Below are 23092 nucleotides of genomic sequence, written 5' to 3'. Positions count from 1 at the left end.
GCTGCCGTACGACCCGTCCTCAAGGACCGGCAACCATTCGGTGTCCAGCGAAGTTTTGCGGCATCCTGGGACCATGAACGACGTACCGGCCGCAAGGCCCGCCGACGCCCCCGCCCCCGCTGCGCGCCTGGCCTCGCTCGCCGCGGCGCTGGCCGACGAGACCCGGGCCGCCATCTGCATGACCCTGCTCGAGGGGCGCGCCTGGACCGCCGGTGAACTGGCCCGGATCACCTCGGTCGCGCCGTCCACGATCAGCGGCCACCTGGCCCGGCTGCTCGACGCGGGGATCTGCGTCACCGAGCGGCAGGGGCGCCACAGTTACGTACGGATCGCCGACGCGGCGACGGCCCGCCTGGTGGACGAACTCGCCTCCCACGCCATCCCCGATCGGGACGCCGCGCACGCCGTTCCCGTCGTGTCCGCGCCCGATCCGCTGGCCCGGGCCCGGACCTGCTACGACCACTTCGCGGGGCGCCTCGGGATGGCGGTCACCGACGCCATGGGGGAGCGGGGGCTGCTGCGGACCGAGGCGGCCTTCGAGCTGACCGAGGCGGGGCGCGAGTGGTGCGGGCGGGCCGGCGTGGACCTCGCCCTGGAAGGGCGCCGGCCCCTGGCGAGCTCCTGTCTGGACTGGACCGAGCGGCGGCGGCACCTGGGCGGCCTCGCCGGGGCGCGACTGTGCGCGCGGGCGCTGGACGGGCGCTGGGTGGAGAGGCCCGCCGGCGGTGGGCGGGGGCTCCTGGTGACCGAGGAGGGGGAGCGGGCCTTCGGAGCGTTGCTGGGGATCACGGCGGACGCCTGGGCCTGAAGGGCGGGCACAGGAGCGGCGGGACAGGAAGAACACAGCCGAACATTTCGGTGGACGCCGAAATGATTGCTGGTTAGGGTGCGTCCATGAAGTCCCGTCTGAGTGTGCTCTCACCCGCCGTCCTCACGGTCGGCGCCGTCACCTTCACGGTGTTCGCCTGGGCCTCCGCCTTCGTGTCCATCCGCAGCGCCGGCGCCGCCTACTCGCCCGGGTCCCTGGCCCTCGGCAGGCTGCTGGCCGCCTCCCTGGTGCTCGTCACCCTGCTCTTGATCCGGCGCCAGGGACTGCCCCCGCGCGGAGCCCGGCGCGGCATCCTGGTCTCCGGACTCGTATGGTTCTGCGGCTACACCATCGCGTTGAACTGGGGTGAACGGCTGGTCGACGCGGGTACGGCCTCCCTGCTGGTGAACACCGGCCCCATCCTGATGGCCCTGCTCGCCGCCCGCCTGTTGGGTGAGGCCCTGCCGCCGAGACTGCTGGCCGGCATGGCCGTCTCCTTCATCGGCGCGGTGGTCGTCGGACTCTCCATGTCCTCGGGCGGCGACGGCTCCACCTCGGTGCTCGGGGTCGCGCTGTGCCTGCTGGCCGCCGTGGCCTACGCGACCGGTGTGGTCGCGCAGAAGCCCGCGCTCTCCTTCGGGACGCCCCTGCAGATCACCGCGTACAGCTGCCTGATCGGCGCCGTGGCCTGCCTGCCCTTCGCCGGGCAGCTCGCGACGGAGCTGCCCGAGGCGCCGCTGTCCGCGACGCTGAACATGATCTACCTGGGCGTGGTGCCGACCGCGCTCGCCTTCATCGCGTGGACGTACGCCCTGGCCCGGATGCCGGCCGGAAAGCTGGGCTCCACGACATACGCCGTTCCGGCCGTGGTGGTCCTGCTGAGCTGGGTGTTCCTGGGCGAGGTGCCCGCGTGGCTGACCCTGCTCGGCGGAGTGCTGTGCCTGGCCGGGGTGGGCGTGGCCCGCAGTCGTCCGCGCACCGCGGCGCCCACCGGGACCGACGTGCGCACCGAGGCGCCGACCGGGACCGACGTGCGCACCGCGGCGTGGGCGTCGAACCCGTCGCGCTCTCAACCCCCGCGCATGTGAAGGTCGTTGGTGAAGTCGCCCATGCGGGACGGGAGGCACACGAAACGGTGCGGGCCACCGCTCGATCGCGGTGGCCCGCACCGTCGAGTCCCGCGCCGTCCCCGTCCGGTCGGGCGGCGCGGTCAGCGCCTGCGCAGTCGGTCGACGAGCCGCCTCGCCTGCGCCCGCTTGCGCGGATCGGCGGCGGCACGGCGGACGGACGCCTCCGCCCGAACACCCTGCGGGGTGCGACGGAATTCCTTCAACTTGGCGAGCAGACCGGCCATGGTTTCCCTCCCGGATACGGAACCTTTACCCGCGTCTGCCCCGACCCCGGCCGACGATGCGCGGGATCCGGGCACGCCCCCTCGCCCCCGCCGCCGGCATCACCTGCGTCAACGCCGCGCGCCCACCCGGTCCGGGTTCGCGTTCCTCTCGGCTCCCCGCTCGCCGGTCGGCGCGCTGTCCGGCGCCACCGCACGACGGGGGTCCCGGCCGGCGTCGGCGTCACGCCGCGCTCGGGGGAACAGCGTCCACTCCGCGAACCACCACGTCCCCGCGACGACACCCGCCCAGAACAGTCCGGCCGCCACCGCCGCCGACCACGGCGCCAGTTCACTCCACCTCTCCAGTCCGGTGAACCCCACCCAAGCGGTCAGGAACACAGCTGTCACTCGTACACGTCGATGCCGGAACATGCGGTGCCCCTACCCCACGCGTCCCACCGCACACAGGGTCCGACCGGGGCTCTCCTCGTGGTCGATTCCCCTGGCCGTTTTCCCGTGCGCGATCTTCCTCGTCGTCCGGTCGGGCGCGGTTTGTCCTTCGCGTCGTCGGGCACGAGCGGCGGGGTCCGTCTCCTGCCGAGATCCGCTCTGAGGAGTTATGAACACCGTTCTGCGTCTACTGACCGTCATAGGCGGCTCGATCGTGCTCACACTCACCGTGGGCTGGCTCACCGACCTGCTGCTGCGCCGCGCCGACGCGCGACATCCGGAGACACCACTGTGGAACCGCCTGCGCCGTTGCCGGGTGTCCCTGCAGGTGTTCCTGCTGGCCGCCCTGCTCAAGGGGTCGTACCGGCAGATCGACTGGCGGCCCTTGCGGGAACACGCCGGCGCCGTCAGCCAGGTGCTGACCCTGATGCTGATCGGCGCCGGTGCGTGGTTCGTCGTCCACATCACCTCCGCCGTGGTCGAGTCCTCGTACGCCCGCTACGCGACCGGCACCCGTGACCCCTCCCGGGTCCGCCGGGTCCGGACCCAGGTCACCCTGATCATGAGGATCGTCACCGCGGTCGTCGCCGTCGTCGCGGCGGCCGCGATGCTGCTGACCTTCCCCGACTTCCGCGCCATCGGCACGTCCGTACTCGCCTCCGCGGGCATCATCGGCATCGTGGCGGGCGTCGCCGCCCAGTCCACCCTGGGCAATCTCTTCGCGGGCTTCCAGATCGCCTTCGGGGACATGGTGCGGATCGGCGACACGGTGGTCGTGAACGAGGAGTGGGGCGTGGTGGAGGAAGTGACCCTCACCTACCTGGCCGTGCGCACCTGGGACGAACGCCGCATCACCATGCCGGTCTCCTACTTCACGGGCCGTCCGTTCGAGAACTGGTCGCGCGGTGGGATCCAGATGACGGGGGCGGTGTTCATCCACTGCGATCACGCCACGCCCTTCGCGCTGATGCGGGAGAAGCTGAAGGAGATCCTGGACGCCTGCGAGGAGTGGGACGGTCGCGGCTGGGACCTCGCCGTCACGGACACCACGGCCAGCACCGTCACGGTCCGCGCGATCGTCACGGCGAAGGACCCGGACGACCTGTGGACCACGCGGTGCGCGGTCCGTGAGCAACTCGTCGCCTGGCTGGCCGAGAAGCACCCCTACGCACTGCCCCGCATCGCCACGTCCCCCGCGGCGGAGGCCTCCGGCGACCACTGACGTCCGACCGGGTGGTTGAACGCGCATGCATGTCGAGGTGTCGGTGGGGCAGACGGTTCGCGGGGGGCGAACCGGTGTCCCCGCTGGACGCTGACGCATTTTCAACGTGTTCCCGCCCTGGTCGCAGGGCATTTGATGGTTACCGTCAAGAGTGCCCGAAGGGGGCCGCCCGTGCCTATCACCCATGATTTCGACAACGGCGTGCTGGTCATCCGTCTCAACGAAGACCTGGACATCAGCAACCGAGGTGCGGCGCTCTGGGAGCTCGAGTCACTGCTCCGCGGGTACCGGCCCCGGCACCTCGTCATGGTGGTCGCGACCCCGCTCATCGGCCCGGCGGTGCTGAGCACCGTGTTGCGGGCCGAACGACGGTGCCAGGAACTGGGCGCCACCCTCAGCGTGGTGGCCCCCGAACGCGAGGCGCGGCGCCTGCTCCGCTCCCACCACACGCCGCACGTGTACGAGACGATCGCGCAGGCCGTCGCAGCCGAGGAGAGCGCCGGCACGGCGGCGGCCTGACTGCTCGTCAACTCACCTTCTCTGTACGGGACATCGTGCGCGACGGAGCACCCTGCTCGGCCCGGCCGAGCAGGGCGCTCCGCCATGCCGGTGTTCGAGTGGAGATCATCAAGCAGTAGGCTCGTCCCGCAACACGACGCGAAGGGGATGCGGTGGCGCGGGTTGCGGTGATCGGCGGGGGTATCGGCGGGCTGGGGACGGCGCTCATGCTCGGACGGCGGGGCCATGCGGTCACGTTGTTCGAACAGGACGCGCGGCAGGCCGGAGAGGACCCGAACCGGGACTTCTTCCACTGGAACAGACCCCGCGTCCCCCAGGCCGTCCAACCCCACTCGTTCCTCGCGCCCGTGCGCACCGTGTTGCGGGCCGAGGCCCCTGACGTCTACGCGGACCTGCTGGCACGCGGGGCCCGGGAGTACCACGACTTCGACTGGTTCGGCGAGCACCCGCCGCACCGGGCCGGCGACGAGGACCTGGTGACCCTGCGCACCCGCCGCATCGTGCTGGAGGCCGCCCTGACCGCGGCCGTGCGGCGGGAGGGCACCGTGGACGTGCGGCGCGGATGCCGGGTCGACGGCCTCACCGTGGAGGGGGGTGGCCCGGCCCGGGTCACCGGGGTGCGGGTGGGAACGGAAACGTGCGGGGCGGACCTCGTCGTCGACGCGTCCGGTCGTCGCTCGCCGGTTCCCGCCTGGCTGATCGAGGCCGGTTGCCGGCCACCCGTGGTCGACAGCCACCGCACCGGGATCGCCTACCTGTGCCGCTGGTACCGCCTGCGTACCGACGGTCCGCGCGACCCCGGGCGGGTGAAGACCGGCTCGGCATCGTCGTTCGCGCTCGCCGGCGTCTTCCCTTCCGACAACGACACCTTCGCGGTGCACCTGGTGCTCTCCACGGGCGATCCGACCCGCGGCGCGCTCACCGACCCCGCCGTGTTCGAGGCCGCCGCCCGCCGATTCCCCGCCACCGCCGCCTGGCTCGACCTGGACCCCGAACCCCGGTCGGCCGTCCTCGCGATGGCCGGCCTGGACAACCGCTGGACCGCCCTGGTCGACGACGAGGGCCCCGTCGTCAGCGGCCTGGTCAACGTCGGGGACAGTCTCATCCACACCAACCCCACCCTGGGTCACGGCGTCGCCCTCGGCCTGGTCGCCGCCCGACACCTCGCCACCCATGCCGACCTGATCGCCGCGGACCCCGCCCACTACCACGCCTGGACCGCGGGGACCCTCCGTCCGTGGTTCGACGCACAGGTCGCGGCCGATCGCGCCAACGAGCAACGACTCGCCGAGAGCGCGGGCCCCCCGGACCGGCGGGCCGCGGCCCTGGCCGCCTGCGCCTTCGACGATCCCGTCGTCATGAGAGCCCGAGCCCAGGTACGCCACCTCGTGCGACCGGCCCAGGACGCCTACGGCACCGACGAGGTGGACCGCCACGTGACCTCCTGGCTGGACGCCCACCCGGAGTTCTCGCCGCGGCACGACGGCCCGACCCGGGACCAGTGGGAAGCGCTCATCCCGGCCTGAGTGCCCCGTCGGCAATGTGAGCCCCGGACGGGCGGGCTCCGCCCGCCGGACCTGACGGCGGCGCCGACGCCGGACGCGGCGCCGAGGGCGCGGACGGTGCCCGGACGCGGCGCGGGGTCCCCGGACCGGTGTCCGGGGACCCCGCGCGGGCGTGCCGGGTCAGGGCTTGGTGCGCTTGTCCCGCATCGAGTCCTTGACGCCCTGGGTGCGCTCCCTGGCCTCGCCCATGGCCTCCTTGGCCTTGCCCTTGGCCTGGTCGGTCTTGCCCTCGGCGGCCATCCGGTCGTTGCCGGTGACCTTCCCGGCGACCTCCTTGGCCTTGCCCTTCGCCTTGTCCATGCCGCCCTTGTCGGCCATGGTGCACTCCTTATGCTGGGGATGCTGACGGGGTTCAAACTAGGTGATATCGGTCACGGGCGCGCGTCGAGAATCCGGCGTCGGTTCTCGCCGCGCTCCCCGTCCCGCGCCCCGATGCCCGCCTCAGGAGGGCAGGACCGAATCGTCGAAGGTCCCCGCCCCGGGAAGCCGGTAGCGGGCCGCGATCAGGGCCGCGTCAGGGTTGCCCGTCCCCGTCGCCGTGCACAGGAGCTCGGCGACCTCCTCCATCCGCCGCCGCGTCCGCGGGCTGCCTTCGAGGGCGTTCAGAAGGCTCAGCGTCTCGTACTCCCGGACGGCGGCGGGCAGCAGCGCGGGGTGGGCCATCAGCATGGAGGGAGTTCCCTTCTCCGGCGGTCGATCTCTCTGCGCCGGCGTGTACCCCACTCCTCGTCGATCACACGGGCCCGTGGTCCTGCGCGGAGCACCCGGCTCGCGGCCTTGGACTTCCGGGCGCGGACGGAGCGGCCCGGACGACGCCCCAGGACCGTCCCGGGTCGCCCCGGCGGTGGCCGCGACGGAGGATGGTGACCGTGATGACGGTTCTGGTGGTCGGCGTGCCCGAAGGCGAGGAACTGGAACGGCTGCGGTCGCGCATCCAGAGCAACCCGCACTTCCAGGTCATCTCCCATGCCCGAGAGGCGGCCGTCGCCCTCGCCCACGCCCGCGTCCTGCTCCCCGACATCACGGTCCTGGCCCTGTCCGGCGGCCTCGACGCCGACCCGGTGGCGCTGGAGGTCTTCCGGGGGGTACGCGCCCTGGACCCGCCGAGCGGGGTCGTCCTGCGGACCGGCGCCGACACCCTGGTCGCCGAACTGGCCGGTGTGGCCGCCGAAGGGGCCGTACACGTCGTCCGAGAGGGTGACGCCGACGGCCTGATGCGCGCCCTGCGCACCATCGGGCTGCGCCGCGCGAGCTGCGACCCGGACGAGATGCCCTGACCGGCCCGCCCGAGGCCGCCCGCGCCGGTTGCTCCGCCTCGGGCGGACCGGCCGGGTCGGCGAAGCGTCGGACGAACGCCTGCGCCGTGTGGGCGACCTCGCGCGGCCGTGGTCGATGGTGAGGTGGTGGTTCGCCGGGCTGCCCGGTACCGCGCTCGCGGCCCGCAGGGACGACAGGGGAAGCTGGGCGGCAGGACTCGCACCCCTGCGCAGGGGCACGGCGACGGCGGCACGCCGGGGCGTGGGAGGGGCGTTGTCGCCGCTGAGCGCACACGCCCTGCGCCACGGTGCGCGAACGGCCCGCCGCGGCGGGCCGAGATGCGCCGGCCCGCCCTTCCACCTGCGGTTTCGGATTTCGGCCCGTGATCGGGGGCTGGTCTACTGTGCGCTCGATGAGGTGGCGCGCGCCGTGGTGGGAGCCGCCGGCGGGACGACGGGAAGCACGTGAGGATCGGAGCCGACATGGAGACCGAGAGCGGCGCGCGCCCCGGGGAATCGACATCGGATCCGGCGGCGCGCGGACCGGAGCGCGCACTCCTGGCTCCGGCACTGGACGCCGTTCGTTCGACGGGAGCGGCGTTCCTGTTGCGCGGCGATCCCGGGATGGGGAAGACCGCCCTCCTCGACTGGGCCGAGGAGCGGGCCGTTCACGCCGGTCTGCGCGTGCTTCGGATGGCCGGGACCGAGGCCGAGTCGGTACTTTCGTTCGCGGCCCTGCACCAGGTGCTCTGGCCGCTGCTCGACACCGCCCACAGCCTCCCGGACGGCCAACGACACCTGCTGGAAGCGGCCTTGGGGGTACGGGCGGACGAGGCACCCGAGGCGGGGGAGGTGGCCGGTGCCGCGCTCGCGCTGTTGGCCCGGGCCGCCTCCCGCCGGCCGATCGTCCTGCTCCTCGACGGCCTTCAGTGGGCGGACCCGTCCAGCGCCGCCGTGTTCCGGCTCATCGGGTCACGGGCGGCCGGGCTCCCGCTCGTCGTCATCGGCGCCACCCGCCACGGGAGCCGCTACGCCGTACGGGGGGCCGGCCGGCCGATCGATCTCGAACCACTCGACGACGCGCGCGCCGGCGACCTGCTGCGCGCCCTGCACCCCCACCTCGCCGAGTGGGCGCGCCGCCGTGTCCTGCGCGCGGCGGGCGGCAACCCCCTCGCCCTGCGGGACCTGCCCGCGGAGTTGGAACGGGCCGCCCCGGACCGGCTCGCCGTCCACGTCGATCCGGAGACCGGAGAACTGCTCGGCGAACTGCCGCTGGGCGAACGTCTCGGCAGACTGTACGAGGACCGGCTGCGCGCCCTCCCCGAGGATGCCCACCACCTCCTGCTGCTCGCGGCACTCGGCGGTTCGGCGACGCCCGGCGCGGCCGCGGGGGAGAGCGCCGCGCCCGCGGAGGCCGGCGGCGCCCGCACGGCCGACGACACGCACACGACCATCGGGGCGCGGACGGCCGGCACGTGGCGGCGGATCGAGGACTCCGGACTCGCGCGCGTCGACCCGAGGACGGGCCGCGTGCGCTTCCACCACCCCCTGGTGCGCGCCGGACTGGTTCACACCGCCTCGTCCGCGGAGCGCCGCGCCGCCCACCGCGGGCTCGCCGAAGCCCTGCCCCCGCACAGTCCGCAGCGGCTCGCGCACCTCGCGGCGGCCGCCATCGGCCCCGACGACGACCTGGCCGCCCGGCTGGCCTCGGCGGCACGGACCATGGCGGAACGCGGAGGCGAGGCGGAGGCGGCGAGCGTCATGGCGCGCGCCGCCGGACTGACCGCCGACCCGGAGGCCAGGGCCGCACGCCTCGTCGCCGCCGCGGCCCTGGCCGCCCGGGGCGGCCGACTGAGGTTCGCGGACCGGCTGCTCGCCGAGGCCCAGAACGAGGCCCGCCCGCGCACACCGCGCCCGGCGGCCCTGTACGCCCTGGCGGTCGCCTATGTACGGCTCCACCTCGACGGGGATCCGACCCCCGCGGTCGAGGGGCTGCCCGCCGTGCTGGACGCCGCGGCCCCCTTCAGCGACGCGGGGCGGCGCGCGGCCCTGCTCGAACCGGCGCTCTTCGTCCTCGTCATCGTCGCCTCGCACACCGGCGACGACCGGGCCCGGGCCGCCCTGGAGCGCCATGTCGGGGAGGCCTCGGAACTGACCGCGCTGTGCCATCAGGCGTGGGCCGATCCGCCGCGCACCGCACGGGAGGTACCCGCCCGGCTGCGGGCCGCCGTCGCGGCGCAGGCGGCCGGGCCGGCGGACCCCCTCGCCGCCCGGCTGCTCCTGTGGACGGCGATGGCCGTCGACGCCGTCGGCGACCACGCCGAGCTGTGGGACCGCCTGTCGTCCCGGAGCACCTACGTCACCCAGGCGTTCATCGAACTCGCCCGCACCCACGACGACTTCCTCCACGGCCGGTGGGACCAGTCCCTCGCCCTCGCCCGTCGGGGCGCCGCCGCCTCGGCCGCCCACGGCTACGGCTTCAACGAGATGATGTTCCTCCTCCACCACGGCCAGGTCCTCGCCGGCCGGGGCGACACCGCCGGCCTGGAGGCGGTCGCGCGGACCCTGTCGCCCTGGGCGGCCGACCGGCACCTGCGGCTGGTCACGGGCAGGCTGCTCGGCCTGAGGGCGCTCTGCGCCCTGGGGCACGGTCGAGCCGGGGAGGCCTGGCACCACGTACGGTCCCTCACCCCGCCGGGCGTTCCGCTGCCGCGTCTGCCCTGGATCCAGCTGACCCTGTTGGACTTCGCCCAGGCCGCCGTGGAGACCGGCCACCGGGTCGAGGCGCAGGCCCACCTGCGCGCGGTGCGCGAGGCCGGGATCGGGGCCGTCTCCCCCCACCACGCCTTCCTGGTGGCCGCGGCCGAGGCCCTGGCGGCGGCCGACGACGCGGCCGAGGACCGGTACGAGGCCGCCTACGCCCTGCCCGGAGCCGAGGAATGGCCCTTCGAACTGGCCCGACTCCACCTGGCCCACGGAGCCTGCCTGCGACGCCGCTCCCGACGCCGGGAAGCCGCCGCCCGGCTGACGGCCGCGCACGCCGTGTTCGAGCGGCTGCGGGCCGCGCCCTGGGCGGGGCAGGCGGCCCGGGAACTCGCCGCCGCCGGAGGACCGGGCTCGGAGGCGGCGGGAGCCGAACGTCCCGCCGGCGAACTCCGGAACCCGCTCTCCGCACAGGAGTCGAGAATCGCCGAACTGGCCGCCGAGGGGCTGACCAACCGAGAGATCGGCGCACGTCTGAGGCTGTCCCCCCGCACCGTCGGCGCACACCTCTACAAGATCTTTCCCAAGCTGGGCATCACCACCCGGGGCGCGATGGCCCGCGCCCTGCGCGAGGCGGGGACGGACGACGCCCAACGGCGCTCCTGCGGACCGTAGTCACGGGCAGCGGGGGAGCCGGCCGACGGCCGCCGCGCGGTGGGACGCGCCGCCGGGCTTCCGCTCAGACGTCCGCCAGCGCCCGGGCCACCGCGGCCCGCGAGGTGATCCCGAGCTTGGGGAAGACCTTGTAGAGGTGCCCGGCGACGGTACGCGGCGACAGCCGCAGCGCCGCGCCGATCTCCTTGTTCGTCAGCCCGGTGGCCACCAGACGCGCGATGCGCAACTCCTGGGGCGTGAGCGGCTCCCGGCCGGCCGCGCCGCCGTCCACCGACCGTCCCGCCGCGCGCAGCTCCTCCCGGCACTGCTCGGCCCACGGATCGGCCCGCAACTCCAGGAAGGAGTGGTACGCCGTACGCAGCACTTCCTCGGCCTCGTCCCGCCGACCCCGCCGGCGCAGCCGGGAACCGTGGGCCAGCCGCAGCCGGGCCAGTTCGAAGACCCACCGGCCGGCGCCCGGTACGGCGTACGCGGCGGCGTACCGTGCGTCGGCCTCCTCGGCGTCGTCCTCCTCCGAGCCGACCGTCAGCGCGTCCGCCGCCGCGAGCAGGAAGGCGTGGTGCTCGGAGATCTCCTCCATCCGGGCCGCACGCGCGGCGGCCACGTGGACCACGGCCTCCGCCCACCTCCCGCACCGCACTGCCGCCAGGACGAAGTCGAAGAAGGGCAGGTGGAACCAGGGCAGCCCGAGAGGCAGTTCGCCCGGTGCCATCAACCGGCGCAGCCGGCCGTACGCCTCCTCGTACCGCCCGTGCGCCAGCGCGGCCAGCGCACCCAGATGGGCCAGGTGGTCGGTGACGAAACGCATTCCGGCCTTCGTCGCGGCCGGCTCGATCCGGGCCGTGATCTCGCGCAGCCCCTCCTCGTCGCCCCTTCCCGCAAGGAAGTGGGCGTGGTAGTGACGGAACAACAACGCGTTGCAGTGGTAGCCGAGTTCCTCCGCGGCGTCCGCCTCCCGCAGGCAGTCCTCCGCCATGTCCCAACGGCCCCGCAGGAAGTGCCGATAACACTTGGCCTTGGCCACGGAACCCTGGGTGGCGAACGCGTGCTGCCCGGCGAAGAGCCGCCACAGACCCGAGTCCGCGCCGTCCACCGCGCAGGCGGTCCACAGCAGCAGCCAGGAGTGCCCCGCCTCCCGTCCCGTCGCCAAGCGCTCGAACATCGCCCGCAGCTCGCTCTCCACGCCGTGCGCGGTACGGGGCGGATCGGCCCAGGCGCGGTGGCACAGACGGGCGGCCGGGGAGACCTGCCCCAGGTGCGCCTCCAAGGCCCGCCGCCCCCGGGCATCGCCGGTGTACGCCGTGGCCAGCAACAGTTTGAAGAAGGCCTGTTCCACCAGGTCGCCGAACGGCTCCCCGCCGGCGGCGGCAAGGCCCGCGATGGCCTGCGGCAGCAGCGTGAACGACGAGTCGAAGTCCACGTGATGGCTCTGGTCCACGTACACGACCGCGTAAGCGAACAAGGGGGCGATGTCCGCCGGCACCGGACCCTGTTTGAGCTCCTCGACCAGCCGCGCCGCGTACGGAAGCCGACCGCCGCGCGCCGACATCACCGCGGCCAGGGTCAGGCGTCTCGCCCTGTCGTCGGGGTCGGTGCTGTGCGCCGCCGCGCGGTCCAGGAGCAGCGCCCCCTCCGCGTCGCCCCCGCGGAGCGCGAGCCGCGATCCGGCCTGCTGGAGTCGCGCGGCGAGCGGCTCGCCCGGCGCCTCGGCGGCGGAAGCCTCGTGCAGGAGACGCCGTACGTCCCCCTCGGGCAGGTCCTCCGCCAGGGCTTGGTGGGCGGCCCGCCGCTCCGCCTCCGAGGCCGAGGCGATGACCGCGCTGCGCACCAGCGGATGCCGGAACACCAGCCTCCCGGCGTGGTCCAGCCGGGCGAGACCGCTCGCCTCGATCCGGTCGAGCACCCGCTCCGCCCGGTCCCCGCCGGCCGCCCGCCACCACGTGCCCGCCTGCCCGGCGGACCCGTCGCCGCCGAGGGCGGCCGCCAGCAGCACCCTCGTCGTCTCCGCGGACAGCGACTCCAGACGTTGTGCGAACAGCCGCTCCAGCCGTTGCCCGAGGGGCAGGCGCTCCGGCAGCGGCACGGTGCCCCGCCGGTGCTCCCGGCCCAACTGCCTCGGCAGTTCGGCCAGGGCGAGCGGATTGCCGGCCGCCTCGTCCACGACCCGCGCGGCCGTGGTGCCGGCCAGGCCCGGATGCCACTGACGCAGCAGGGTGGCGGCGTCGTCGCCCGACAGCGCGTCCACGTCCACGGGATGGGTGGACCACCCCTCCAGAGCGGAGCCGTCCGGGCGCGTCGTGAACACCATCACCAGGGGGAGATCGCAGATCCGGTGCCGGAGGAAGGCGAAGACGGCCCTGCTGGAGGAGTCGACACAGTGCAGGTCGTCCACCAGGATCAGCAACGGCCGGCGGCGCGCCGCCTCCGCGAGCAGCCCGAGCGCCGCCGCTCCGACCGTGAACCCTCCCGGCGGAAGGCCTTCCCGGATCCCCAGCGCGCTTTCCAGGGCGGCCCGTTGGTGTTCCGGGAGTGCCCGCGAGCCGCCCAGCAGCGGTCGCAGTACCTGGCCCAGTACACCGAAGGCGGTCGCCAGCTCGGCCTCCGCGCCGACGGCGCGCAGGACCGTCAACCCGGCCTCGGTGGCGCGTGCAGCCGTCCAGTCCAGCAGCGCGGTCTTGCCGATCCCCGCGTCGCCCCGCAGGACCGTCGACGAACCGCCCGAACCGGACCGGGCGCTCCGCAGCGCCCGCTCCAGCAGCAGACGTTCGCGCCGGCGGCCGACGAGACGCGGTCCGATGAAGCCGGTGTTCTCGGTGACCACGGTGTTCTCGGTGACCACGGATCCCCCCAGCCGGCCGGGGCGTGGGCCGGGCCGTCACGCTCACCGGAAGCGGCCGCCCCCAGCCCCTTCCGCCTCGATCCGCCCGCGCGGCGGCGACGTTCGAGTGCCACGTCATTATCCCGTACCCGCGCGAGCGTCGCGACGACGCCCGCTGTTGCCCCAGCCTGCACGGCTGTTGCTCCTCGGTGCACCGAACGCCCCGCGCCCTACCGATCCGGACCGTCCCGGCGCAGGCTGAGGGGCGAGGGCAGGCGCGCCGCGCGCGGCCCGGATTCCGGCACAACGCCTCGGCCTCCGGGGCAGCGCACAGATCAGGGGGCCGCATGAGCCTGACATCCATGTCCCGAACCGCCGGCGCGGATCGGTCGGACACCAACGCGAACGCGGACATCAACGCGAACGCGGACACCCACATGAACGCGGACACCAGCGGGAACGCGGGCGCGGTCACGGACACGGGGGCGGCCCCGGGACCCGCGTCCGTCGGGGCGGGCGTCGCGGAGGCCTTCGTCCCCCTGGTCGTCACCGACCGCGAAGCCGCCCGTTTCACCGGCCGGGCCGACTCCCGCACCCTGGGCTTCCTCCACGTGAGCACGGTCCGAGGCCCGGCCCGGACCACCCTCGCCCTGGACGCCTCGACCACGCCCGGCGGGCACCTCCTGCTGGGCGTCCTCTCCGACGGTCGTGCACGGTTGGTCCCCGGCGGCCCGGACGCGCACCCCGCCGGGCAGGGGGAACCGGAGGCGGCCCTGTGCCCGTCGGACCTGTTCGTCCTGGACGGCTCGACGCCCTTCGCCCTCCACGCGTACGAGGGCTTTCGCCTGCACCTCCTGCGGATTCCGTGCGCCTCCCTCGCCGTCACCGGTGAGCGGATCCGCGACCTGGTCCGCCGGGACCTGCCCCTGCGCGGCCCGGTGGCATCGCTGCTCGCGCCCCTCCTGCGGACCCTGGCCGAGGAGGCCCCGGGATACTCGGCGCGCACGGCCCTGCACCTGGCCGGCAACGTCGCCGAACTCGTCGCCGCCCTGGCGGTCGAGGCGGGCGACAACGGGGCACGGCCGGCACGGCGGCACGAGCGAGAGGAGCTCACCCGCAGGCTGCGCGCCCACATCGACGAGTCCCTCTGGGACCGCGGACTCTCACCCGTGACCGTCGCCGCCGCGCACCACGTGTCGATCCGCCATCTGCACAACCTCTTCTCGGAGCACGACAGCACGGTCGGGCGCTGGATCCAGCACCGCCGGCTGGAGGAGGCGCGCCGGGAGCTGGCCCGGCCCGGACGCACCGACACCGGCGTGGCCGTCGTCGCCGGTCGTTGGGGGTTCGCCAGCGCGGCCCACTTCAGCCGCAGTTTCCGTACAGCCTACGGAATGTCGCCGAGCGACTGGCGCGACTCCCGGGTCCGGCCGCCGGGGAACCCCGCCGGCTGAACCCCGGCCTGTCCCCGGGGGCGCCGGGTTCCGTGCCGCGTCACGCTCGCGGGGGCGCGGAGTCCGCGGCGCCGAGGGCGGCCGCCCGCCACTGGCGCGGCGAGTGCCCGTACACGGCCTTGAAGGCCCGGCTGAAGTGCGCGGGGCTGCGAAAGCCCCAGCGTTGGGCCACCGCCGAGATGGACGGGCTCACCCGACCGCGCCGGCTCAGCTCCCGCTCGCACTGCTCGACGCGCCGCCGGTGGACCAGCCTGCCCACGGTGATGTCCTCCGCCTCGAAGAGCCGGTGCAGGTAGCGGACCGAGATGCCGTGGGCCGCCGCTATGCGTTCCGGGGACAGGTCCGGGTCGCCGAGGTGGCGATCGATGTGCTCCCGGACGGCGCGGAGCAGCGCCTCACGCCCCGGGCAGGCGGGACCGCCCGGCTCCTGCGGTTCCTCGTTCCACTCGTTCACGAGCGCGGCCACGAACTCCGTGACGACACCGCCCAGTCGCTCGCCGACCGACACGGACATCGCGTCGGTCGACGCGCCGAGACCCTGCAGCAGGGGCCCCAGCAGCGCCGCCACACCGTCCCCGTCGACCGGCAGGACGCGCCCGAGGACGGGACGCAGGTCCGCCACCGACGGCCCCAGGACGTGCGCCGGCAGCCGGCAGAGCAGTACCGATGCCCCCTCGGCGCGCTCCATCGCGAACGGCCGGCGCAGGTCGATCAGGGTCAGCTCGCCCGCTCCGACCCTGGCGCCGCGGCCGTCCTGGGTGACGGCGGTCGTGCCGTGCCGGGGAAGTACGACGGCGACGGCGTCCAGGGGCTCTCGCGCCACCGTCCGAGGTGTACGACTCAGTTGTGCGGGCGCCGCCTGCCAGAGGAACAGGCGCAGGTATCCGAAACCGCGACACCGGGGGGCGTCGCCCTCGGGCTCGTGTGCCCGGGCGCCGCGCGAGACGGGCGCCAGCCAGCGCGCGAGCTCGGCGGCGCCGTCGGTGTTCCGCTCCGCGTCGGCATCCGGTGGTGCGGCAGGTGCGGTGAGAGCACGCACGCAGACTCCCTTCGGCCGCCTCGGAGAACAACAGGACGCACGGGGGAAGGGGCGGCTGCCCTCCCGCGGTACTGCAGCCGAGTCTGTGGCGCCACCGGCGACCACTGGTAGGTCATATGACTGCCGTCGACGGGCGCGGTCACGGGCCGGCCGTTCCCGCGCTCGCCGCGCACTCCCGCGCCGGCGAGCCGGGTGCCCGGCGAACTGTGCGCGCAGCGTCACGTTCGGGCACGGTGCCGCCGTCGAAGTCCCGTCCGGCGTTCCGTAGGGTGGGCCCCCGGTGCCGCGGCAAGACCGGATCCGGCACCGAGCGCCAGCCTGCCCGGCCGTGGGGGGGCCGTCAGGGGCCGCTCCGTCGAAGGCCCGCGGCCACGCCCCGTGCAGCAGGAGTGCCCGTGCAGGAGTGCCCGTGAACAACGACGTCGAGGCCGACCGGCCGGGACCCGTTCTCGAACGCCAGGTCCGGGCCTTCGTGCGGCGCCACTCGTGTCCGACGGAACGCGACGGGCTCGACATCGCCGCCTCGCGCGCCCGCGTGTCTGACCTCTGGGACGGGGGCGACGCGCCGCCCGAACCCGATGTCGTGGAGGAGTGGCTGGCCGTCCCGGGCCCGGGGGGACGGCGGATCCGCGTACGGATCCTGCGCCCGGCCGACAGCGACGGCCCGCTGCCGGTGGTCCTCTACCTGCACGGACTGGGCTGGATGCTGACCGACGCCTACGCGCACCGGCGACTGGTCACCGACCTCGTCCTCGGCGCCGATGCCGCCGTGGTCATCCCCGAGTACGACGTTCCGGGCGACGCACGCCACCCCGGCGCCGTCGAGCAGGCCCACACCATCGCGCGCTGGATCGTCGCCCAGGGGGGTGAATGCGGTCTCGACGGGACCAGGATGGCCGTGATCGGCGTCAGCGCCGGCGCGCACCACGCCGCCGCCCTGACGCTGAGGGCGAACCGGTGCGGCGGGCCGCGCTTCCTCCAACAGGTCCTGGTCTGCCCGGCGACCGACGCCGCGATGGACACCCCGTCCTACGAGGAGTTCGCCGAGGGGTACTTCCTGGGCCGCGCCGCGATGCGGGACTACTGGGAGCAGTACGCGCCCGACGCCGAGACCCGCGAGCAGCGTGCCGTCTCCCCGCTCAGGGCGTCGAGCGAGCAGCTCAGGGGGCTGCCTCCGGCGCTGGTCCTCACCGCCGAGGCCGACGTGCTGCGCGACGAGGGCGAGGCGTACGCGGCCCGGCTGAGGGAGGCGGACGTCCCCGTGGTGTCGGTCCGCTACCACGGCACCATCCACGGATTCGTCCTCTTCGACCTGCTCCGCGGCACGCACGCCGCCCGCGCGGCCCGCATCCAGATCACGGACACCCTGCACATCGCCCTGCATCAGCCGGTGCGTTGAGACCTGCGCCATTCGCTCGGAGTCAGCCCGTACGCTGCCTGGAACCTGCGGCTGAAGTGACTCGCCCCGGCGAATCCGCACCGGGCCGCGACCGCCGCGACGGTGAGACCCGCGTACCGGGCGGAGGCGAGCATCCGCCGTGCCAGCGCGAGGCGTTCGGTGATGAGCCACTGTTCCAGGCTGATGCCCTCGCGGCTGAGGACCGCGTACAACCGGCGTACGGAGACAGCGTGTTCCGCCGCCAGGCGCTCGGGAGTGAGGTTCCGGTCGGCGAGGTGGCGGCGGGCGTGCGCCAGGACGCGGGACGCCAGGGTGTCGTCCATGGCCTCCCTGGTCTCGGGTGCCCGTTCGCCGGCCCCGGCCGAGAGCAGCAGCGCGCGGACGAGTTCGACGGTGGCGCTCGCCAGTGCCGGGGCGCCGGGGTCACCCTCCAACCGGCCGGGGTCCCGCCACAGCCCGCGCAGGTGGTTCAGGACCAGGTCGTACAGGGGGCTGGCGCGCAGTCGGAAGCCGGCCCGCAGCACCGTGTCGACCGGGACGCCGAGCCGCTCGGCGTCCAACATCAGCGACTGCGAGGCCCCGTCGCCGGACCAACCGAAGGACCGCGGTGTCAGTTCGTGGAACACGCAGATGTCATCCGGCCCGAACACCTGCCGCTGTCCCGCGAGTTCGGCCCGGCCGAGCCCGTGCGGCTGGAGCGCGATCGAGACCACCGGGTTGCTGCGGTGCCGGCGCACGTGCAGGTCCGTGCGGTGCACCGTGAAGCCCGAGTTGCGCGTGGAGAACAGCGGGAGGCCGCCGACCTGCCACAGCTCCATCCGCGCGTGGATGGACGCCCCGCCGTCCTCGTGGACCACGTGGTTGGGTACCGAGTCGTCGGTCAGCGTGTGGTGAAAGGCCGCCACCCGCTCGCCCGGTGCCACGGTGGTCAGATCCAACAGCAGCACGACGCCCCCCATGTGACCAGCGAGGGAAGCATTGTGCGGCATTACCCGTCGTAACCGGTTGGTCGATGGCGCCGGTTGTGGCGCCGGGTGCGGTCCGAGGCGCCCTCCGGTGGCCTTCGCGCCCGACGGTCGGGATCAACCGTCCAGCGCGAAGGCGTTCTTGGCGTGTGCGACGGATGCCTCGGACGCCGGACCGCCGGGGTTCTCCGTCGCCAGAGCCTGGTTGAGGGCGACGAAGGGCCGCATACGCCGCTCGTAGGCGGCGTACGCGGCGCCGTGGTCGCCGGACGAGCGGGCGAGCGAGTCGGCCAGCACGTAGGCGCCGACGAGAGCCAGGCTGGTGCCCTGCCCCGAGAGCGGGGAGGGGCACCAGCCGGCGTCCCCGAGCAGGGTCACCCTGCCGCGCGACCAATTGTCCAGGTGAACCTGGGCCATGGCGTCACAGTGGAAGTCGGACGCCTCCAGGGCGGCCTCGGCCAGTCGGGCTCCGTGTACGCGCAGCGCCGCGATCCGGTCCGCGACCAGCCGCCGTAGCGAGTCGGGGTCGTGGGGGAGGGGCCCGGACTCGAAGCCGAAGGCGACCCGGATCTCCGTGTTGTCGCGCACGGGCATGATGCCGAAGCCGGCGTCGCCGTCCCGCATCCACACCTGCCAGTCCTCGAGGGCGAGGAAGTTGTCCGCGCCGAACACGGACAGGTGGCTGCCCAGGTGGCGGGTGAAGTGTTCCTCCGGTCCGAAGGCCAGGCGTCGCACGTTCGAGTGCAGCCCGTCGGCCCCGACCACGAGGTCGAAGGTGCGCGACGCCCCCTGTGCGAAGTCGACGCGCACCCCGCCGTCGTGGTCGTCGAGCGCGGTGACGCTGTCGCCGAAGAGGTACTCGACGTCCGCGCGGGTGTGTTCGTGGATCAGTCGCACCAGATCGTCGCGCAGCACCTCGACGTCTTCGCCGTCGAGTCGGCCGCTGCTGAAGGTGGCCTCGGTGGAGCGCTCGATCTCGCGGCCGTCGGCGTCCAGGAGGGACATGCCGCGCATCCGGGTGCGCACGGCCCGGACCTGCTCCAGCAGGCCCGTTCGTGCCATGACGTCGAGGGCGACGCCGCGGATGTCCACGGCCTGACCGCCGGGTCGCGGGCCCGGGGCGAGCTCGACGACGGTCGGGGCGAAGCCGTGTCGACGCAGCCAGTGGGCGAGCACGGGGCCGGCGATTCCGCCACCGGAGATGAGAACGGTCTGCATGGGAGGTCTCCTCTTCGTACGCTGTAAGCGCGCTGAACGTACGCCGTACGCGCAGTCCTCTCAACTGCGTCGGTGGCCTGTCTGTACTAGGTCACAGAGGCCACTCGGGACGTTCGTGCTGCTACCGTCTGTGCTAGTACAGACGGAAAGGATCAGGCGACGTGACGAAGCCCACGGCACCCCAGGACGAGCCGCCCTATCTGCGGATCGTCGGCGACATCCGGCGACGCGTCGCGAGCGGTGAACTCGCCCCGGGGGACCGCGTTCCCTCCATCCGCCGGATCGCCCGGGACTGGGGCGTCGCGTCCGCCACCGCCGCCAAGGCCCTGACCACCCTGCGTCTGGAGGGCCTCGTCGAGACGCGGCCCCGCACCGCCGCCGTCGTGGCCTCGTCCGCACCGCCTCCGGCGACCCGCGGGAGGCCGGCTCCGGGTCCCGCGGTGGAGGGCGATCTGAGCCTGGAACGCGTCGTCCGCGCGGGCATCGACATCGCCGACGCCGAAGGGCTCCCGGCGCTCTCCATGCGCGGCGTCGCGGCCCGGCTCGGCGTCGCCGCCATGTCGCCCTACCGGTACGTGACCGGCAAGGGGGATCTCGTGCTGTTGATGGCCGACGCCGCGTTCGGCGAGGCGACCTACCCGGCGGACGCCGCGCGGGGGTGGCGTGCCCGCGTCGAGCTGGGCGGCCGCACGCTCTGGGCCCTCTACCGCAAGCACCCGTGGCTGGCCCAGATCGGCTCGCTCCACCGTCCGTTGCTCGTGCCCCGTCTGATGGTCCACGCCGAGTGGATCTTGGCCGCGCTGGACGGCCACGGACTCGATCCCACCACGCTGTTCGACGTCCACGTCCTGCTCTACAGCCACGTCCAGGGCCTGGCCGTGCACCTCGAATGGGAGGCCCAGGAGGAAGCGACCACCGGCCAATCGGGCGAGCAGTGGATGGACGGCCGGGCCACGGCCCTCCGGGAACTCGTGGAGTCCGGCCGCTATCCGACCTTCGCCAAGGTGGTGGGAGCCTTCGACGACGGGTACGAGCTGCGCCTGGACGCGCTCTTCGAACTCGGCCTCACGGCACTTCTGGACGGGCTGAGCCCCCTGTTCGACGGTGGGCCGGCCACACCGCCGACAGTCTGAGGGAAGCGGGTTTTGCATAGACATGCGTTTCGGTGCATACTCTTCCCATGTCTAAGGTTCTCACCTCCCTGCCCGCCGGCGAGCGCGTCGGCATCGCCTTCTCGGGCGGCCTCGACACCTCGGTCGCGGTCGCGTGGATGCGCGACAAGGGTGCCGTCCCGTGCACCTACACCGCCGACATCGGCCAGTACGACGAGCCCGACATCGGCTCGGTGCCCGGGCGGGCGCAGGCCTACGGGGCCGAGGTCGCGCGCCTGGTCGACTGCCGGGCGGCCCTGGTCGAGGAAGGCCTGGCCGCGCTCGCCTGCGGCGCGTTCCACATCCGCTCCGGCGGCCGTGCCTACTTCAACACCACCCCGCTCGGCCGCGCCGTCACCGGCACGCTGCTGGTCCGGGCGATGGTCGAGGACGACGTACAGATCTGGGGCGACGGATCGACGTTCAAGGGCAACGACATCGAGCGGTTCTACCGCTACGGCCTGCTCGCCAACCCGCACCTGCGCATCTACAAGCCGTGGCTCGACGCCGCCTTCGTCTCCGAGCTCGGCGGACGCAAGGAGATGTCGGAGTGGCTGGTCGCCCACGGGCTCCCCTACCGGGACAGCACCGAGAAGGCGTACTCGACCGACGCCAACATCTGGGGCGCCACCCACGAGGCCAAGACCCTGGAGCACCTGGACACCGGTGTGGAGTCCGTGGAGCCGATCATGGGCGTGCGGTTCTGGGACCCCTCGGTCGAGATCGCCGCCGAGGACGTGACGATCGGCTTCGACCAGGGCCGCCCGGTGTCGATCAACGGCAAGGAGTTCGCCTCGCCGGTCGACCTGGTGATGGAGGCGAACGCGATCGGCGGCCGGCACGGCATCGGCATGTCGGACCAGATCGAGAACCGGATCATCGAGGCCAAGAGCCGCGGCATCTACGAGGCTCCCGGCATGGCCCTGCTGCACGCCGCGTACGAGCGTCTCGTCAACGCGATCCACAACGAGGACACCGTCGCCCAGTACCACAACGAGGGGCGGCGCCTCGGTCGGCTCATGTACGAGGGTCGCTGGCTGGACCCGCAGGCCCTCATGGTCCGCGAGTCGCTCCAGCGCTGGGTCGGCTCCGCGGTCACGGGCGAGGTGACCCTGCGGCTGCGGCGTGGCGAGGACTACTCCCTCCTCAACACCACGGGACCGGCCTTCAGCTACCACCCGGACAAGCTCTCGATGGAGCGCACCGAGGACTCGGCGTTCGGCCCGGTGGACCGGATCGGTCAGCTCACGATGCGCAACCTCGACATCGCCGACTCGCGCGCCAAGCTGGAGCAGTACGCGGGCCTCGGCATCGTCGGCACGGCCCGCCCCGCGCTGGTCGGCGCCGCGCAGGCGGCCGCCACCGGCCTGATCGGCAGCATGCCGGAGGGCGGCGCCGAGGCCATCGCCTCGCGCGGTGAGGTCTCCGGCGACGACGAGCTGCTGGACCGTGCCGCGATGGAGTTCGGCACCGACTGATCCGGTCGCGGGTCCAGGACCCGGGCGGCGCGCACATCGGTGCGCGTCGAGCCCCCGGGTCGCGGAGGAGACGTACGAGCCGGGCCCGCACGCGGGCCCGGCTCTTTCGTGTCGTGCGGCGGGATCGCCTGGTGCCCACGCTCCTTCTCCGCGAGGGGAGTTGCGGGGCCGCCATTCCGGAATGGCGAACTTTTACAGAAAACAGTCGGGATATGTCGTGTCTCACACCGATATCCGGCTTCACGTACAGAACACTTGTCGGCGGTCACGCGTCAACGGATATCCACGAAAGGAGCAACTCGAAGAAACAGGTCGGCTGTCTCGCATCCGAATACGGAGGTATCACGATGCCCCACTCCACGACGGACGCCCGCAAAGCCCCATTTCGCCGAAAATCCGCTCGACTCGCTTCTCCGCTCCTGCTCCTCGTCACCATCGCAACCCCCGCCGTGGTTCCGGCGCATGCGGCCCCCATCGAGGTGGCCCCCGCCTACGGCAACAAGGCACTGGCCGTGGCGGCTTCCAAAGAGGGCGCACCCTACGCGCGCGGCGCGTCGGGCCCCGAACGCTTCGACTGCTCCGGATTGACGCTCTACGCCTTCCGGCAGGCCGGCAAGAAACTGCCACGCACCGCCGAGCAGCAGTACGAACACACCCGCCCGGTCCCTTCCGTTCAACGGGCGGCAGGAGACCTGGTGTTCTTCCCCAAGGGCTCGACCGTGGGACACGTCGGCATCTACGCCGGCAACGACAAACTCTGGCACGCGCCGCGGCCGGGCGCCTCGGTGCGCCTGGAACGCATCTGGACCGGCAACGTCCGCTACGGCCGGGCCACATGACCTGTTCGACTTCCCCGCCGGCCGCGAACGGTTCGCCGGAATCGGCGACAAGGCGCACCAACGCCCCCCATCACACGTGTGGTTGTCGACAGAGCGCGGAGCCTCGGGCCGCCCTGCGAGGCGGGTCGCGGCTCACACGTGTGGTTGTCGACAGAGCGCGGAGCCTCGGGCCGCCCTGCGAGGCGGGTCGCGGCAGGCCC

General features: G+C 73.5%; 20 protein-coding genes. 12 read left to right on the top strand and 8 right to left on the bottom strand.

From position 1 onward, the window contains the following. The first annotated feature begins 73 nt into the window (after window positions 1-73). Window positions 74-808, top strand: a complete 735-nt coding sequence (locus ACFYW3_RS23060) for a helix-turn-helix domain-containing protein (RefSeq protein ID WP_351762762.1) — start codon at window positions 74-76, stop codon at window positions 806-808. Window positions 809-894: 86 nt separating this feature from the next. Beyond that, window positions 895-1896 (top strand): DMT family transporter, encoded by a 1002-nt coding sequence (locus ACFYW3_RS23055; protein WP_389387152.1) that lies wholly within the window; start codon window positions 895-897, stop codon window positions 1894-1896. Window positions 1897-2018: 122 nt separating this feature from the next. Here ACFYW3_RS23055 and ACFYW3_RS23050 read toward each other — a convergent pair whose 3' ends face one another. After that, window positions 2019-2162, bottom strand: a complete 144-nt coding sequence (locus ACFYW3_RS23050; protein ID WP_266952730.1) for a hypothetical protein — start codon at window positions 2160-2162, stop codon at window positions 2019-2021. 108 nt (window positions 2163-2270) lie between these two features. Beyond that, entirely contained in the window at window positions 2271-2549 is a 279-nt protein-coding gene (locus tag ACFYW3_RS23045) for a hypothetical protein (protein WP_351762768.1), read from the bottom strand. 211 nt (window positions 2550-2760) lie between these two features. Between ACFYW3_RS23045 and ACFYW3_RS23040 the strand changes: the two genes are divergently transcribed. The 3 genes from ACFYW3_RS23040 to ACFYW3_RS23030 all read left to right on the top strand — a co-directional run bounded on the left by ACFYW3_RS23040 (window position 2761) and on the right by ACFYW3_RS23030 (window position 5858). After that, complete coding sequence (locus ACFYW3_RS23040) at window positions 2761-3813, top strand: mechanosensitive ion channel domain-containing protein (protein ID WP_351762771.1); 1053 nt, start codon at window positions 2761-2763, stop codon at window positions 3811-3813. A 171-nt stretch (window positions 3814-3984) separates the two neighbouring features. Beyond that, window positions 3985-4332, top strand: coding sequence for a hypothetical protein (locus tag ACFYW3_RS23035; protein ID WP_389387151.1), 348 nt, complete (start codon window positions 3985-3987; stop codon window positions 4330-4332). Between the two features lie 152 nt (window positions 4333-4484). Then, window positions 4485-5858: an NAD(P)/FAD-dependent oxidoreductase gene (locus tag ACFYW3_RS23030; RefSeq protein WP_389387150.1), complete on the top strand. Its 1374-nt coding sequence runs from the start codon at window positions 4485-4487 to the stop codon at window positions 5856-5858. 159 nt (window positions 5859-6017) lie between these two features. On the opposite strand, the gene ACFYW3_RS23025 is transcribed toward ACFYW3_RS23030, so the two are convergent. Continuing rightward, window positions 6018-6215, bottom strand: a complete 198-nt coding sequence (locus tag ACFYW3_RS23025; protein WP_351763782.1) for a CsbD family protein — start codon at window positions 6213-6215, stop codon at window positions 6018-6020. Between the two features lie 123 nt (window positions 6216-6338). Then, a complete protein-coding gene (locus ACFYW3_RS23020; RefSeq protein ID WP_266952748.1) occupies window positions 6339-6566 on the bottom strand; it encodes a DUF5133 domain-containing protein in 228 nt (75 codons plus the stop codon). A 203-nt stretch (window positions 6567-6769) separates the two neighbouring features. Here ACFYW3_RS23020 and ACFYW3_RS23015 point away from each other — a divergent pair, with 203 nt between their 5' ends. Both ACFYW3_RS23015 and ACFYW3_RS23010 read left to right on the top strand, forming a co-directional pair. Then, window positions 6770-7174, top strand: a complete 405-nt coding sequence (locus tag ACFYW3_RS23015; RefSeq protein WP_351763780.1) for a hypothetical protein — start codon at window positions 6770-6772, stop codon at window positions 7172-7174. 462 nt (window positions 7175-7636) lie between these two features. Next, window positions 7637-10531 (top strand): AAA family ATPase, encoded by a 2895-nt coding sequence (locus ACFYW3_RS23010; protein ID WP_389387149.1) that lies wholly within the window; start codon window positions 7637-7639, stop codon window positions 10529-10531. Window positions 10532-10595: 64 nt separating this feature from the next. On the opposite strand, the gene ACFYW3_RS23005 is transcribed toward ACFYW3_RS23010, so the two are convergent. Next, window positions 10596-13370, bottom strand: a complete 2775-nt coding sequence (locus ACFYW3_RS23005; RefSeq protein WP_389387148.1) for an AAA family ATPase — start codon at window positions 13368-13370, stop codon at window positions 10596-10598. A gap of 341 nt (window positions 13371-13711) precedes the next feature. Between ACFYW3_RS23005 and ACFYW3_RS23000 the strand changes: the two genes are divergently transcribed. Then, a complete protein-coding gene (locus ACFYW3_RS23000; RefSeq protein WP_389387147.1) occupies window positions 13712-14803 on the top strand; it encodes a helix-turn-helix domain-containing protein in 1092 nt (363 codons plus the stop codon). Between the two features lie 40 nt (window positions 14804-14843). Here ACFYW3_RS23000 and ACFYW3_RS22995 read toward each other — a convergent pair whose 3' ends face one another. Next, on the bottom strand, window positions 14844-15842 hold the full coding sequence (locus ACFYW3_RS22995; RefSeq protein ID WP_351761730.1) for a helix-turn-helix domain-containing protein: 999 nt from the start codon (window positions 15840-15842) through the stop codon (window positions 14844-14846). A gap of 409 nt (window positions 15843-16251) precedes the next feature. On the opposite strand from ACFYW3_RS22995, the gene ACFYW3_RS22990 reads away from it, so the two are divergent. Continuing rightward, entirely contained in the window at window positions 16252-17241 is a 990-nt protein-coding gene (locus tag ACFYW3_RS22990) for an alpha/beta hydrolase fold domain-containing protein (protein ID WP_389387146.1), read from the top strand. On the opposite strand, the gene ACFYW3_RS22985 is transcribed toward ACFYW3_RS22990, so the two are convergent. After that, the gene (locus tag ACFYW3_RS22985) at window positions 17226-18200 is read right to left on the bottom strand and encodes a helix-turn-helix domain-containing protein (protein ID WP_351761736.1); all 975 of its coding nucleotides are present in this window, start codon (window positions 18198-18200) and stop codon (window positions 17226-17228) included. The two genes, ACFYW3_RS22990 and ACFYW3_RS22985, sit on opposite strands and share 16 nt — an antisense overlap. Before the next feature lie 123 nt (window positions 18201-18323). Continuing rightward, window positions 18324-19424 carry an FAD-dependent monooxygenase gene (locus ACFYW3_RS22980; protein ID WP_389387145.1) on the bottom strand — a complete coding sequence of 367 codons (1101 nt, stop codon included), beginning with the start codon at window positions 19422-19424 and terminating at the stop codon, window positions 18324-18326. A 161-nt stretch (window positions 19425-19585) separates the two neighbouring features. Here ACFYW3_RS22980 and ACFYW3_RS22975 point away from each other — a divergent pair, with 161 nt between their 5' ends. The 3 genes from ACFYW3_RS22975 (at window position 19586) to ACFYW3_RS22965 (ending at window position 22892) form a co-directional block, all read left to right on the top strand. Further along, entirely contained in the window at window positions 19586-20557 is a 972-nt protein-coding gene (locus ACFYW3_RS22975; RefSeq protein WP_389387144.1) for a TetR/AcrR family transcriptional regulator C-terminal domain-containing protein, read from the top strand. A gap of 47 nt (window positions 20558-20604) precedes the next feature. Then, a complete protein-coding gene (gene argG, locus ACFYW3_RS22970; protein WP_351761744.1) occupies window positions 20605-22053 on the top strand; it encodes an argininosuccinate synthase in 1449 nt (482 codons plus the stop codon). 449 nt (window positions 22054-22502) lie between these two features. Beyond that, the gene (locus ACFYW3_RS22965) at window positions 22503-22892 is read left to right on the top strand and encodes a C40 family peptidase (protein ID WP_389387143.1); all 390 of its coding nucleotides are present in this window, start codon (window positions 22503-22505) and stop codon (window positions 22890-22892) included. Window positions 22893-23092 lie beyond the last annotated feature (200 nt).

The organism is Streptomyces sp. NPDC002602 (genome assembly GCF_042889445.1).
Lineage (GTDB): Bacteria > Actinomycetota > Actinomycetes > Streptomycetales > Streptomycetaceae > Streptomyces.
This window is presented reverse-complemented; position numbering and strand designations above follow the sequence as displayed.